Here is a 12,660-nt window from a genome sequence, read left to right on the forward strand (position 1 = left end):
GCGAATCTGCTGGTATTTTTGCTGGCATCTCCAGATACCAGCAATCGAGATACCAGCAGATGCCGCTTACTGATGTGCAGGTCCGAAACGCGAAGGCCGGGACCACTCCGTACAAGCTCACCGACGGCGAGGGGATGTACTTGTTCGTCCACCCGAACGGCGGAAAGTACTGGCGCATGTTCTACCGCTTCCTTGGCAAGCAGAAAACGCTGGCCCTTGGCGTGTACCCGGCCGTCACGCTGGCGGCGGCGCGCAAGAAGCGCGACGAGGCGCGCGAGCAGCTCGCCGCCGGGATCGATCCGGGAGAAGCAAAAAAGGAAGCCAAGCGGACCGCAGAGATCGCCGCCACCAATTCATTCGAGGCGGTGGCCCGCGAGTGGTACGACTCCCAACGCGCGGGATGGACGGATGGCTACGCCGAGAAGGTGATGCACTCGCTTGAGGTCGACGCCTTTCCGAAGATCGGCGCGCGTCCCATCACCGAGATTGACGCCCCGCAGATGCTCGCTATCGTGCGCGCGGTAGAAGCGCGAGGGGTACGGGAGACGGCGAAGCGTATTCTTCAACGCTCGCGGGCGGTGTTCCAGTACGGAATCATGACCGGGCGATGCACGAGGAACCCGGCAGCGGATATCGACGCGCAGACGGTATTGAAGAAAGGGCCGGGCGTCCAGCACATGGCCCGCGTCAAGGCGACCGAGATACCGCAGCTCATGCGCGACATTGACGCCTACCAAGGCGACCTAGTCACCCGGCTTGCGCTCCGCTTCATGGCACTCTCCTTCGTACGCACGGCGGAAATGATTCGTGCGGAATGGCCGGAGTTTAACGAAGACGCCGCAGAATGGCGCGTACCAGCGGAACGCATGAAGATGCGTGACCCGCATATCGTGCCTCTATCGCGTCAGGCGCTCGACGTGCTCGCCGAGCTACGCGCGATCAACGGCCACCATCGCTTTGTGTTTTACAGCGTGCAAGGCCGCAGCCACATCTCGAACAACACCATGCTCTACGCGCTGTATCGCATGGGCTATAAATCCCGGATGACGGGGCACGGCTTTCGCGGATTGGCGGCCACGGCCCTACGCGAGCTTGGATTCATCCGGGACGTTGTTGAGCGACAGATGGCGCATGCCGAGCGCAACCAAGTAACGGCCGCCTACGTTCACGCTGAATACCTGCCCGAGCGCAGGCGAATGATGCAGGCATGGGGTGACCATCTCGACCGTCTCAAAGCAGGAGCAGAGATCATCCCGATCGCAGCGGCGCGGTAAGCCCCACCTACCGACAAAGTGCGAGCGCGTCCCGTCTGTCGGCTCATAGGGACGCGCTGCGAGCGCGAATCGATTGAGCGTGCGGATGCACGGGCAACCGCCGCCCAATCACATCATGCCGTGTGACTTCGCGTAGTCCCGTAGCGCATCGTTCATGCGCGTTTGCCATCCTTCGCCCTGCGCTTTGTAGGCGCTCACGATGTCAGGATCGATCCGCAGCTTAAGCGGGGTCTTGGGATTGGCCGACTTCGGTCGACCACGCGGTTTCGTCAGTTTGGCTGCAACATCCTTGCCGAACAGTTCAGTCAACACCTCCTCGGCCGGACGCGCACGCGCGAAGTCGGCGTCGGTCCACTCCGGATTCTCGTCAACTGGATTACGTACTTTTCGCTTGCTCATATCTTTTCACCTCGCGGGAGTTAGCCTTGCGCAGGCTGATGACGTGAACCATGCCGTCGCGCGGCGTGAACACCAGCATATGAAGGCGATCGCCGATGCGGCCGAGCGCCTGAAAGCGGCGTTCCGGGTACATCATCCGAACATCTTCCACGATCAGCGCGCCCGCCATCTCAAATTCACGCGCCAGCTCAAACGAAAGTCCACGCTCGACAATGTTCCTTTCGCTCTTATTTGGGTCGTAGGTAATGTCCATGACAATAAATGTACCCCCAAGAAATCAGAGATGCAAGGGATATTTGTACCCCCATGAAATTGTCGGCGTGCTCAATCGCAGAATCGGGGCTGCTTCCGGACGGCAGGAATTCGGAGCACTGGACTTGATTAGTGCGTCCCTTTTTCACATGCGCCCCACCGCACTTCCCCAACCAAACCGGCACCGCAGCCCCCCGTTTCGTCCCGGTATGAATGTGTCCCCCTAGTGTTGGCCACCAGTAGAGAAAGGGCGCGGGTGTGAGCCCCCGCATATCGTCTATGCCATGGGGTCCCCCGCGTTCCCGACCGGCGAGCCTTTGCGGTGAACGCAATAATGTCGGGGCGAGTGCGTCGCGGACTTTCCTTGCGGGAACGCGTTTTCGATGGCCGCCAGTTCCCGGAGAGCCGCGCCCGGTCTACGTTTGCGCTTGTCTCGCGGGTCCGACACAAAGCCGCTCAGTGCAAAACACGTTGGAGATTTGGAGATAAACGCTCGAATCGGCCGCAAAGCCTTGTGACATAAGGCTTTGGCTATCTCCAAACAGGGTTGGAGAACGCTGGAGATACTGGAGATAAACGGACCCGGATCGTTACGAATCCAGCAAGATTCGCCGAGCACGCGCCGACCGGTTCCGTCTGGTGCGTGATCTTCAAAGCGGCTTTGATGCAGGCACGAAATCGCGCGCAAAGGAATGCCCGCCGCCGCCCTCCCGCACGGCGGCGGCGCGGTTCACAGTTCGAGCGTGAAGATGGACGGGCGAACGCGATACACCATGAATTTCCCGTGGCCGGGGATGTACTCCTGTCGATACGGATAGCCGTCGCTGCGCGGCATCAGCACGCCGCGCCTCATCAACACCTTGGCGACCATCTTGTGATCGAAGCCGGCGCACACGTCCTTGCGGAACACGGCCGCCTCGATCAGATATTCCGTCTCGACATGCTCGGCGTCGTCGGCACTCATCCTGCCGCCGAACTCGGCGTAATACTCGCGATCGGACACGATCGCCGTGCGGCGCTCGTTGCGCTTCACGTGCTGCTTGAAGCCCGCCCGATGCGGCACGTTCGGCCGGTGGTCGTCCTGCGCGCGGTTCATCCACACGAATCGATTGTCGCCGTGCGTGACAAGGAAATGCAGTACTTGACGCACCGCTTCCGCCTCGTCCGAATTGCCCGCGCCGCCACGCAGCTCCATCCAGCCCTCGAAGCAACGACGCGCCGCCTCGACCGACGCGCCCTCCGGCCAGCCGGTTAGGCCGTGCGCGGTCGCCTGCTCGCCCGCCACCGCGACGAGACAGAACCGTTTCGCGACGCGCGCGACCTGCGAATGCGCGCCGTCCGGCACCCACTCCGTCACCAGCTCGTCGACGCGCGTGCGCAGATGTTCGGCCAACTCATCGGCCTGCGCGGATGCGAACTCGATGAACGCCGGCCCGGCCGTGCCGTAGTGTTTGCCTGCGTGCCGCTCGAGATGCTCGATCAACGCGGCCGGCGTCGGGAAGCCGTGCAGCGCTTCCACCACGCCCATGTCGCCTACCTCGGCCGGGATGGCCGGCAAGCGCACCTCGATACCGCCTTTCATCGGCTTGTTCGCCTCGGCCATCAACGCGGACACGCTCTTTTCGCCGTTCGATAGGAACAGCAGCCGCCACGTCAGCACCGGCTTGGCCGAACCGTTGCGCGACGCGCGCGCCTTGCCCGACTCGTTCGCGAGCATGTAAATCACATCGCCGACCAAGCGCGGCTCGACCTGCCCGATTTCATCGAGAATCAGCAGTGCATCGCTGTGCTGCGTGGCGACCGCTTCGAGCGCGTTGTCGGTTGCGTTCCAGCTCCGCACGTAGTCCGGCGAGCCGAACACGGACGCGGCGATAACGCCGCCCGTCGACTTGCCCTTGGAGGTTGTGCCGAGCAGGTGAAAGCCGCCCGACTGGAGCCCGGAGAAGTGCAGTAGCGGACCAGCGAAGGCGGTCGCGACACAGAACAGCAGTCGGCTGTTGCCGACGCAGTAGGCCGCGACGTCGCGCCGCCAGTCGTCGAGCGTGCCGCGTTCCTTGAACTGGCTCTGGATCGGCGTATCGGCCTGATAGATCAGCGCCTCCTTGCCCGTGCCGATCACGCGATCGGGCAGCACGAACGCGCCGTGATGCCAGCCGACGCGCGGCACGCAGCGCACGCGCTCGTCCGGCCGCGCCATCTGGATGTAGTTTGCGATCTGCGTGCGTGCGGTCTGCGTGACGCCGAGCTTGACGCCCATGTCGAGCAGCATGCGCCGCAGCTCGGTCCCATCGCCCGCGAACAGGCCGGCCGGCACCGCCCATCGCTTGAGGATACCGTCGCGGTCGGTGAATTCCAGCAGGTAGCCCCATTCGCTGCTCATCTCGTTACGCGTCTCGGCGATTACGTCGATGCGCGTGCTGATCCAGTGCGGCGGCAGCGGATCGCCCTGATTGTTGAAGCCGTGATACCAGACGCCTTCGTCGTCGACCTCGAACCGCCACGTGCCATCCTGCGCGCGGGCCGTTTTCGGGCGCTTGGCGGGCTTCGCGACTGGCGACCTAGCCTTGCCCTTGTCGGCGTCCGACGAGCCGGCCGGAGCGAACGCCGCGCGCACGGCAGCGGCTACCGCATCCGGGCCGAGGTGGGCGGCCAAGTCGTTGAAGTCCGTACCGGCCGCCGGACGGTTCGGGCCGAAGTCGGGAACGGCCACCACGCCGCCTACCGCGTCGGCCGCCGCGCGTGCCTTCGTGACGCCCGGATTGCCGTTCGTCGCGTGGTCATCGTCGGCGCACACGACGATGCGCGCGTCGGGATAGCGAGCACGCAGCGCCGTCGCGACAGCGTGCAAGTTGCCGGCGTCGAACGCGACGGTGGTCGGGTAGCCCGTTGCCGCTGCGAGCGTCGCGCAGGTCGCGTAGCCCTCGCCGACCAGCAGGACCGACGACACCGCGCCGCCGATCAGCGAGAAACAGCCCACCTTGCGGCCGTTCGGCAGGTAGCGTTTCTGCCCGTCGATCAGGATGAATTCGAGCGTCCGCAGCTTGCCGTCCGCGTCCCGTGCCGGAATGACGAGTGCGCCGTCGCACGCGGCCGTGCCGATGCTCAGGTTGCCGCGATAGACGCGCAGCGCGTCGGCCGGGATGCGTTTGCGAACGAGGTAAGGATGATCGGCCGGCGCAGGCTCAGCCGCCGACCAGATCGATTGGGCGAGCGCCGACGCGGCTTGCTGCTTCTCGGTCAACGCAGCCAGCTCGGCCGCCTCGCGGGCGGCGCGCTCAGCGTGCTGCCGTTCGCGCTGTTCTGGATCGACCGGCTTGGCGCGATGCGCGCGAGGATCGAAACCGCCTTGCTTGGCAAGGTGGAACAGTGTGTTGATGGTGATCTTGCCGCCCTTGAACGACTTCCACACATCGCGGGCGTCTTTCGCGTTGTAGCTCTGCGCGCCTTGGCCCCATTCGTTCCAGAGGGGGAAACCCTCTTCGCCAAACTCGGCCTTGAGCGCCATGCCGGCCTGACGCCACGTGTCGCGATCGTCGGCCGGAACATAGCCGAGCGCGACACTTGCCCGCTCGAATTCGGACATGGGTGCGTTACTCATAGATTCCCATTGGACGCGCGCGGGCCGACTTTCCGATTAGTAGTCCGTATCGGCAAGCCGTTTGCCCGGCGCGCGAAGAATTGAATGATGCCGACGGCCGCTTAGCGGCCGAGCATCATGGTCGCCTCAGTGCGTCGTGCGCGGATGGCGCGTGACGCCGAGCGCCGCGAACAGGTGCTGTTGCACGCGCCCCATCAGGCCCGCCACGAACGCGTGGCCGCTGACCGTGACGCGATGCGTATCGACTTCGCCGTCGTCGTGCATGCTGGCATTCAGCCCGCGCACGAAGGCGTCGACCTGAAAGGCGGCGTAGTCGTGCAGACGCACTTCGCCTTTCAGCTCAAGCCATGCATCGGCGCAGACCGCGCCGAGGTCAACGGCGAATTGCAGTTCGATCGATGCGCCCGTGTCGAGCGGCGGCGCGTTGTCGAATCCGTCAATCACGGCGGTTCGGACGTACTGGCTCATTGCGCACCTCCGACATCGGTCATCGCAAAGGCCAGTTCGCGCAGTTCGCTCGCCATGCCCTGCACCAGCCAAAGCAGGTTGACGCGCGCGCCCGCGCTCATGTCTTGAAACGTCGTGAAGCCGTCGTCGGCGAACGCCAGCAGCAGCGATTCGAGGTGCATGGCACGGCTCGCGACGAAGTGGGACAACGCGAGCGTGCCGGCGAATTCGATGCGGCGGCCGTCGTTCATGTGGATCGACAACGCGTCAGCCATGCCGCACCTCCGCGCGCACGAGCGCCGCGATGGCGACGAGTGCCGCGCCGGTCGCATCGAGCGCGGTTTGGTACGTGTCGGCAGTGGCTGCTTCGCGCAGCGCGGCGCGAATGATCGAATGGATAAGGGGAACGTTTCGCCTGGTATGGGCGTGTGTGCACTTGCGCATTGGGTGCGACCTCCGTTTTCGTGGTAACGAACCCGGCTCCCAACGCCAATTGGGGTGGCCGGGCACATGACAGGGTTGGCGTACCGGCGAAAACGGAAACCGGCGTGCCCGAGGGCACCCCCGCCAAGGCCCGACCGTTGAAGGCGTGCGTTGACGCGCGGACGAAAAAATACCGCCAAATGGCGGTCGTCCGCCGTTTTCAGATTCCGGACGCCAATCCGGGTCGCTGCTGTCTCAGCGACGACCATAGGATACCGCGCGCAGGCACGCGGCGCAAATGCGTCGAGCGGCGGCTCCGATGCAACGACGAAGCGGCCCGGCCGCAGCCGGCCGCACCGCGTCATGGCAAAGTGACTTTGGATGCGCGCGATCGTCATGCGCTCAGCCCGTTTTCGATCAGCGTATCCGACGCCCAGAGGGTGGTCGACACGCGCTCCAAGAACGCGACCATGCGAAGCGGATCGGGATTGCTGCACGTCACGTGCGCATCTTCGAACGCCACGCAAGCGTCGAGCCACGCGCGGCGCGTATAAATGGACGGCTGCGTCGACATGCGCTCGCGCGCCTTCGTCAAGTTGACCGTCATTACGCGCCCTCCGCCGTCTGGTTCGCCGCGTCGACAGCGCGATAGTTCAACGGATCGGCCATCCAGCGATGAAGCTCGCGATTCGACCAGACCGTGCAGCGCTGCGTCAGACGACTCGCACGCGGAAAGCGCCCTTCCAACTCACGCTGGCGGACGGTTTCGCGGGACAAGGGAATGAAAGGGCGGAGATCGCCCCAACGCGAAAAACCATCAAGCGGCAGTCCAACCGGGGCAGGTGTTGCGACTGTGTTTTTTGCGGACATTCGTGCTCCCTAAGCATAGCTGTGCCACCATCGACACAGGCCGGAAGCCTGAAGCACGAAACGCGATCGACGTATCGACAATCGCGTTTCGGTCACGTAAAACGAGACTGTCGTTACCTCAATCGCGTTTTACCGGTTCACCCGGCGAGCCACGCCCTTTTCAACTTTCGTACGTGATCCGCCGTGACGCCGAAGCGTGCCGCAATGTCCGAACAAACGTTGCGTCCCTGAAAGTCTTCACCGTTACGCCGACGACGACTGAACTCTTCGATGATCTTCGTATTCTTCGCTTTCGAGAGCCGCGCCGCCTGAGCCGGTTTGATGGCCTTTTGCCTTTCCAGCTTTGCTTGCTCCTGCCGTTCTCGCTGTTCGGCTTCGAGCAGCGCCAAATGTGCACGTGACATTTCGTGTTCTTCCGCACGCTCGGCAATCTGCTCATGCAGCGCGTTGATTCGTTCCAGCAGCGCGGATTCAGTTTTACGTCGCGCGTAGAGCACGACACCTTCCAATGTGCGACTGTTGAACAGTTCGTGCTTCATCAGCTCTTGCGCGGTGCGCAGATCATCCTCGTCAACGCACTTGACCAGCAGGCCGGCCAGCAAGGCCATCGCCTCACCAACCGGCACGTCACGTGGAATGATGTCTTGCATCTGCCCGAATGGACTTTCACCATCCTCCGCAGCAAAAGGCTGGGACGCTCGGTGTTTTGCGTCTGCGGCGGCGGAAGAGAGAATGCTTCTTCTGACGCATTGCCTTGAACGCCGTGAACGAAAACCGGCGCGTGGTTTGTGCGTGAGAAATGGACTAGGTGTCTTTGTACGTAGCAATAGCGCACCCTTCTGTGCGGCCTTCACGAAGAACGCCGAGCCAGCCGGTGAAGGTGTCCGGTTTTCGGGTGGCCGCCCTAGGCTCGACGGACCCAATTTTCTCACGACTTACTACGCCAATTGTTCCGTGTTTCGAGTTCGAGGTCGGCCATCTTCGACCGCAGGCCACCGTGCAAGGGTTGACGAGAAAACAACTGGCCCAGACTAGAAACCTGCCATACGTCCGTAAGCGCGACAGCGCCCCAATCGGAGGTAGCGAATCACTGAAACACTTCTGGTACCCGCGCAGTCACGTAATGTCGGAGACTGACATCACTGGAACTTTCCTAGCTTGGCGAGCAGGTATTTTCACTTACCCACTGGTCATCCCCGGAGTGTCCGGCGCATGGTTAAACTAGCCATACGTCACTTGTCGAGCTTGAACATGCCAGTTACGACAGCAGCACAGAACGGTGTCCGGTATTTACACCACTACCAGCGCTTTTCGGGTGACTGGCCGGGATACTTGGAGCAAACCCTGCGCGACCGGGTGATCTATCTGCCGTCCCCATCGCGATTTAACGACCCATGGGACTGCAAGCCTTGGTTTGATCTTGATGCGCTCGACACGACTTCCGTACGAGAGGAACACATCGCGTGGTTCTTGGCGCACGCGAACCCTCGGCAACGCGGCGATGAAGAGGAAATGCGAACGAGACCGGGGCTGCTGAAAGCGATGGTGACGCAGTGCTCGCGTGCATTGGCCGAGCAAATTGCCTCCGAATATCGTGTCTACTGTCTGACACCGAATGATGACAACCTGCTGATGTGGTCACATTATGCAGAGGACCATACCGGCGTGTGCCTCCAGTTCGATGTGCGTATGGAACCTTTCATAGGCGCTTTCAAGATCTCATACCGCCGGACCCTGCCGACGAGCACTCTGCCTGAGTACGGAAACGATGCAATGGTCAAAGCGCTCCTCACCAAGTCGGACGTGTGGAACTACGAACACGAGTTTCGCATCGTCGCGAAAGACCAGCGCGCCCCTGTCCAAGGCATGCCAACTGCGATTAACGGGTTGGTCCGGATCGCGGAAACGGCACTAGTGCGCGTCGTAAGCGCCTCGCGAAGGCCGTCCGCAATCCGGCGCGCACGTGAGGCATGATTGGTTATCGAGCGCTCATGTTGGCCCGCTGGCAATCAGCCCGTGGAGGCAGGTGGGCAAGACTTCCCTGGCAGCTTTTTTGCCACGTTCCAGGGTAGTAATTCGTCGATGCGGTTAATGGGGTGATCAGCGATATGGGTCAGCACGTATTCGAGGTAAGCGCGCGGGTTGATCCCGTTCAGCTTGCACGTGCCGATCAGGCTGTACATCGCCGCGGCCCGTTTCCCCCCACTGTCGGAGCCGGCGAACAAGAAGTTCTTTCGACCCAGACTCACACAGCGCAACGCGTTTTCGGCCAGGGCGTTGCTGATCTCGGCACGGCCCTCTTCGCAGTACAGCACGAGGGCATCCCACTGATTAAGCGAGTAATGGATCGCTTTGGCCAATTCGGATTTCTTCGACAGCGTCGCGAGTTTGTCCGTCATCCACGTCTTGATGGCCGCGAGCAGCGGGATGCTTTTCTCCTGGCGCACGCGCAGCCGCTGCGCGGCGGGTTTGCCGCGGATGTCGGCCTCGATCGCGTAAAGTGCACCGATCAGCTCGAGCACCTCCCGGGTCGCCTCGGCAGGCGTTCGGGCATGCACGTCGTATATGTACCGTCTCGCGTGGTCCCAGCATGCCGCCTCGCGAATCTTGCCGCTCTCGTACAGTTCGTTGAAGCCGCTGTAGGCGTCGGCTTGCAAGATACCCTTGAATCCGTCCAGGTGGGTCTGGGGATGAATGCCTTTGCGGTCCGGCGAGTAAGCAAACCACACTGCGGCCGGTTCGGTCGAGCCCGAACGAGTGTCATCGCGCACATACACCCACAGGCGCCCCGTCTTCGTCTTCTTCTTGCCCGGCTCGAGTACCGGGATAGGCGTGTCATCCGCGTGCAGCTTCGACGGCGCCACCGTGTAGCGGCGCAGTGCCTCGGTCAGCGCATCGCAAAGGGCCTCGCACTGGCCGACCCAGCGGCCCATGCTGGCCGGGTCGAGCTTCACGCCGTCGCGCGCGGCTATCTGCGACTGGCGGTACAACGGGGCGTGGTCGGCGTACTTCGAGACGAGGATGTCGGCCAGCAGGCTCGGATGGGCGATGCTGCGCGTAATCGGCAGGCCGGGCATCGCCGGCTGCGAGAAGTGGTGGCCGCACGGGCAAACCGTCTTGCGCCGGATCGTACGAATCACCTTGAACACCGCCGCGACGCGGGCGAGCTGCTCGGACACGTCTTCTCCGAGCGGCTGCATTGCGCTGCCGCACTTCGGACACGTTGCGTCAGCCTCCAGTACACGTTCTTCGCGTGGCAGATGCGGCGGCAGCGCTTCTTTCGGCGATGCGTCGCTCACAGGCGTGCTTGCGCTTGATTGGCGGGCGCGCCGCACATCGGCGACGCCACGCTCGCCCGTCAGGTCCTCGAGCGCTGTTTCTAGCCGTGCAACCTCGCGGTCCAACTGCTCGGACTTGCGTCCGAATTGCATGCGCCTAAGCTTGTCGAGCTGAGCCTTGAGTTGCTCGATCTCCAGATCGCGCTCGGCAAGCTGAGCACGAGCCTCGAGCAGCAATGCTCGCAGCGTTTCAACATCGTCAGGAAGTTCGGCGCCGTTCGACATGCGGCGCAGTTTACGAGCCTTCTGCTCGGTTTACAACATCGACAGTGCAGCGGTGCGACGCGGTTGCCGCCAATCGATGCCTTCGAGCAACATGGACAATTGCGCTGCCGTCAGATGAACCTTGCCGCCATCGGCCTGCGGCCAGACGAAACGACCACGCTCAAGCCGTTTCGCAAGAAGCCAGAGCCCGTCCTCGGTTGCCCACATGAGCTTCACGAGATCGCCGCGCCGGCCCCGGAAGATGAACACGTTGCCGCTGAGCGCATTGTCCTCGAGCGCCGTGTGCACCTTCGCCGCCAGCCCTTGGAATCCGCAGCGCATGTCGGTGACGCCGGCCACCAGCCAGACTCGGGTACCCGTGGGAAGAGAGATCACGATTGCATGCTCCCCAGTACAACACGTAGCGTGTCGGCGTCCACAATGCCGTCCACCTTGACGACCACCTCACCGAATCGAATCTCGATTGTCCCGGCTCGAGTAGTGCGGTTGCCCACTGCCCGAGCTTCCGAGGGCATGGTCACGCGCTGCGCCGGCGTTTCATCGACCACCGCCACCGGAATCAGCGACGTCGTTTGGGCCAGCAATTGCTCGCGATAGCGACGCCGCCACGTGAACAGCATGTTTGCATTGATGCCATTCTCGCGCGCCAGCTTTGCGACCGAAGCACCCGGCTCGCATGCCGCGGCCGCAAGACGGCGTCGAAACTCGCGATCATAGTTTGGGCGCCCCTTGCGGCTCCCGGGCTTGGCTTCCGGCTCTGTCACGGTGATGTCCATCAAATCGAAAATGATGGGCACCACTTTGATGTCGCTTCTCGCCCTCGTCTACGACGGTCGCCGTGAGGCGCTTACTGCGCGTCACAATTGGATGTCGATGCGCTGAGTCCGACCGAATCGTGGAGATGGTTCAACGGCATCAGCCACGCGTTAGCGTCCGCCAAGCTAACCGCCATCCGCATCGCTATGGAATTGGCTACACCACACTTCACGATGGCCAGTGAAGCCAAAACGCCGGCAAACGGCCGACGTGGGCCGTCGTCGTTCGAATAGGAACGCCTTCTCGCCGGCCTCCCTGCAACCGACCGGACGGCCATCGGCCTCAAATTAAATGTTCATGTCCGAAACCGTTCCCTTTCGGACATCAGTGTGTCCGGGTGTTCAAAAGTAAGACTTTGATATTTTCGTACATGGGTTATGATTCGTACACCCATTTCGAACATGCCAAAGCGCACTATGTCCAGAACATTTGCATACGCACGCGTCAGCACGACCGATCAGACGGCAGTTAATCAACTCCGTGAGATCGAGGTGGCTGGCTTCAATGTCGATAAGCGCCGCGTCATAACGGAAAGCATCTCAGGCAGCGTTAGCGCGGAACAGCGGCCTGGGTTTGCGGATTTGCTCAACCGGCTAGAAGAAGGCGACGTTTTGATTGTGACGAAGCTCGACCGGCTCGGTCGGAACGCGATGGACGTGCGCGCAACCGTTGAGACTTTGGCGGCACGCGGCATTCGGATTCATTGCCTTGCGCTCGGCGGTGTTGACCTGACAAGCGCTGCCGGTCGAATGACAATGCAAGTATTGAATGCCGTTGCCGAATTTGAGCGTGACTTGTTGATCGAGCGAACGCAGGCCGGTATCGCGCGGGCGAGGGCGGAAGGGAAAGCGATGGGGCGTCCGGCCGCTCTGTCCAAAAAACAGCAGGGCGAGGTAAGACAACAATTGAGCCAAGGTGCAAGCGTCGCCAGCCTCGCGAAGCAGTACGGCACAAGCCGTCAGACGATCATGCGGGTACGCGACATGGTGTAGGGCTTAATTGATCAAAGTAACTATTC

The 12,660-nt window shown here is 62.2% G+C and carries 14 protein-coding genes and 1 pseudogene; 3 read left to right on the plus strand and 12 right to left on the minus strand.

Annotated features, from left to right (window positions below; all coding sequences use genetic code 11):
• The first annotated feature begins 59 nt into the window (after positions 1-59).
• A complete protein-coding gene (locus tag WT60_RS14760) occupies positions 60-1,274 on the plus strand; it encodes an integrase arm-type DNA-binding domain-containing protein (RefSeq protein ID WP_043298391.1) in 1,215 nt (404 codons plus the stop codon).
• A gap of 108 nt (positions 1,275-1,382) precedes the next feature.
• On the opposite strand, the gene WT60_RS14765 is transcribed toward WT60_RS14760, so the two are convergent.
• From WT60_RS14765 to WT60_RS14815, 9 genes and pseudogenes are all read right to left on the minus strand, one after another.
• A complete protein-coding gene (locus WT60_RS14765; RefSeq protein ID WP_038754853.1) occupies positions 1,383-1,673 on the minus strand; it encodes a BrnA antitoxin family protein in 291 nt (96 codons plus the stop codon).
• Positions 1,651-1,926, minus strand: a complete 276-nt coding sequence (locus WT60_RS14770; protein WP_038754856.1) for a BrnT family toxin — start codon at positions 1,924-1,926, stop codon at positions 1,651-1,653. Before WT60_RS14770 ends, WT60_RS14765 begins: the two co-directional genes overlap by 23 nt.
• Before the next feature lie 729 nt (positions 1,927-2,655).
• Complete coding sequence (locus WT60_RS14780; RefSeq protein WP_060355465.1) at positions 2,656-5,508, minus strand: DUF927 domain-containing protein; 2,853 nt, start codon at positions 5,506-5,508, stop codon at positions 2,656-2,658.
• 141 nt (positions 5,509-5,649) lie between these two features.
• Positions 5,650-5,991 (minus strand): hypothetical protein, encoded by a 342-nt coding sequence (locus WT60_RS14785; protein WP_060355466.1) that lies wholly within the window; start codon positions 5,989-5,991, stop codon positions 5,650-5,652.
• The gene (locus WT60_RS14790; protein WP_004547464.1) at positions 5,988-6,245 is read right to left on the minus strand and encodes a hypothetical protein; all 258 of its coding nucleotides are present in this window, start codon (positions 6,243-6,245) and stop codon (positions 5,988-5,990) included. The genes WT60_RS14785 and WT60_RS14790 overlap by 4 nt, the downstream gene beginning before the upstream one ends.
• On the minus strand, positions 6,238-6,414 hold the full coding sequence (locus WT60_RS34510) for a hypothetical protein (RefSeq protein WP_006024957.1): 177 nt from the start codon (positions 6,412-6,414) through the stop codon (positions 6,238-6,240). Before WT60_RS34510 ends, WT60_RS14790 begins: the two co-directional genes overlap by 8 nt.
• Before the next feature lie 400 nt (positions 6,415-6,814).
• A pseudogene (locus WT60_RS14805) lies at positions 6,815-7,000 on the minus strand (hypothetical protein); the annotation flags it as partial.
• Positions 7,000-7,263, minus strand: a complete 264-nt coding sequence (locus tag WT60_RS34515) for an AlpA family phage regulatory protein (RefSeq protein WP_162840133.1) — start codon at positions 7,261-7,263, stop codon at positions 7,000-7,002. The pseudogene WT60_RS14805 and the gene WT60_RS34515, both read right to left, overlap by 1 nt.
• 137 nt (positions 7,264-7,400) lie before the next feature.
• Positions 7,401-7,913, minus strand: a complete 513-nt coding sequence (locus WT60_RS14815) for a hypothetical protein (protein WP_038719164.1) — start codon at positions 7,911-7,913, stop codon at positions 7,401-7,403.
• A gap of 601 nt (positions 7,914-8,514) precedes the next feature.
• Between WT60_RS14815 and WT60_RS14820 the strand changes: the two genes are divergently transcribed.
• Positions 8,515-9,237, plus strand: coding sequence for a DUF2971 domain-containing protein (locus WT60_RS14820; RefSeq protein ID WP_186448541.1), 723 nt, complete (start codon positions 8,515-8,517; stop codon positions 9,235-9,237).
• A gap of 35 nt (positions 9,238-9,272) precedes the next feature.
• Here WT60_RS14820 and WT60_RS14825 read toward each other — a convergent pair whose 3' ends face one another.
• The 3 genes from WT60_RS14825 to WT60_RS14835 are packed head-to-tail and all read right to left on the minus strand — an operon-like array spanning position 9,273 to position 11,626.
• Positions 9,273-10,826 (minus strand): IS66 family transposase, encoded by a 1,554-nt coding sequence (locus tag WT60_RS14825; RefSeq protein WP_059584212.1) that lies wholly within the window; start codon positions 10,824-10,826, stop codon positions 9,273-9,275.
• 30 nt (positions 10,827-10,856) lie between these two features.
• Positions 10,857-11,165: an IS66 family insertion sequence element accessory protein TnpB gene (gene tnpB, locus WT60_RS14830; RefSeq protein WP_348982041.1), complete on the minus strand. Its 309-nt coding sequence runs from the start codon at positions 11,163-11,165 to the stop codon at positions 10,857-10,859.
• Between the two features lie 32 nt (positions 11,166-11,197).
• On the minus strand, positions 11,198-11,626 hold the full coding sequence (locus WT60_RS14835) for a transposase (RefSeq protein ID WP_231752061.1): 429 nt from the start codon (positions 11,624-11,626) through the stop codon (positions 11,198-11,200).
• Between the two features lie 432 nt (positions 11,627-12,058).
• Between WT60_RS14835 and WT60_RS14840 the strand changes: the two genes are divergently transcribed.
• A complete protein-coding gene (locus tag WT60_RS14840) occupies positions 12,059-12,634 on the plus strand; it encodes a recombinase family protein (protein WP_060356682.1) in 576 nt (191 codons plus the stop codon).
• The last annotated feature ends 26 nt before the right edge of the window (positions 12,635-12,660 follow it).

It is taken from the genome of Burkholderia sp. MSMB617WGS (assembly GCF_001532025.2).
Classification (GTDB): Bacteria; Pseudomonadota; Gammaproteobacteria; order Burkholderiales; family Burkholderiaceae; genus Burkholderia; species Burkholderia savannae.

What these genes read in the sequence shown, in the direction of transcription:
- WT60_RS14785 (WP_060355466.1), bottom strand. Translation starts at nt 5,991, where the DNA reads ATGAGCCAGTACGTCCGAACCGCCGTGATTGACGGATTCGACAACGCG.
- WT60_RS14770 (WP_038754856.1), bottom strand. Translation starts at nt 1,926, where the DNA reads ATGGACATTACCTACGACCCAAATAAGAGCGAAAGGAACATTGTCGAG.
- WT60_RS14780 (WP_060355465.1), bottom strand. Translation starts at nt 5,508, where the DNA reads ATGTCCGAATTCGAGCGGGCAAGTGTCGCGCTCGGCTATGTTCCGGCC.
- WT60_RS14820 (WP_186448541.1), top strand. Translation starts at nt 8,515, where the DNA reads ATGCCAGTTACGACAGCAGCACAGAACGGTGTCCGGTATTTACACCAC.
- WT60_RS14825 (WP_059584212.1), bottom strand. Translation starts at nt 10,826, where the DNA reads ATGTCGAACGGCGCCGAACTTCCTGACGATGTTGAAACGCTGCGAGCA.
- WT60_RS14815 (WP_038719164.1), bottom strand. Translation starts at nt 7,913, where the DNA reads ATGCAAGACATCATTCCACGTGACGTGCCGGTTGGTGAGGCGATGGCC.
- WT60_RS34510 (WP_006024957.1), bottom strand. Translation starts at nt 6,414, where the DNA reads ATGCGCAAGTGCACACACGCCCATACCAGGCGAAACGTTCCCCTTATC.
- WT60_RS14765 (WP_038754853.1), bottom strand. Translation starts at nt 1,673, where the DNA reads ATGAGCAAGCGAAAAGTACGTAATCCAGTTGACGAGAATCCGGAGTGG.
- WT60_RS14840 (WP_060356682.1), top strand. Translation starts at nt 12,059, where the DNA reads ATGTCCAGAACATTTGCATACGCACGCGTCAGCACGACCGATCAGACG.
- WT60_RS34515 (WP_162840133.1), bottom strand. Translation starts at nt 7,263, where the DNA reads ATGTCCGCAAAAAACACAGTCGCAACACCTGCCCCGGTTGGACTGCCG.
- WT60_RS14760 (WP_043298391.1), top strand. Translation starts at nt 60, where the DNA reads ATGCCGCTTACTGATGTGCAGGTCCGAAACGCGAAGGCCGGGACCACT.
- WT60_RS14790 (WP_004547464.1), bottom strand. Translation starts at nt 6,245, where the DNA reads ATGGCTGACGCGTTGTCGATCCACATGAACGACGGCCGCCGCATCGAA.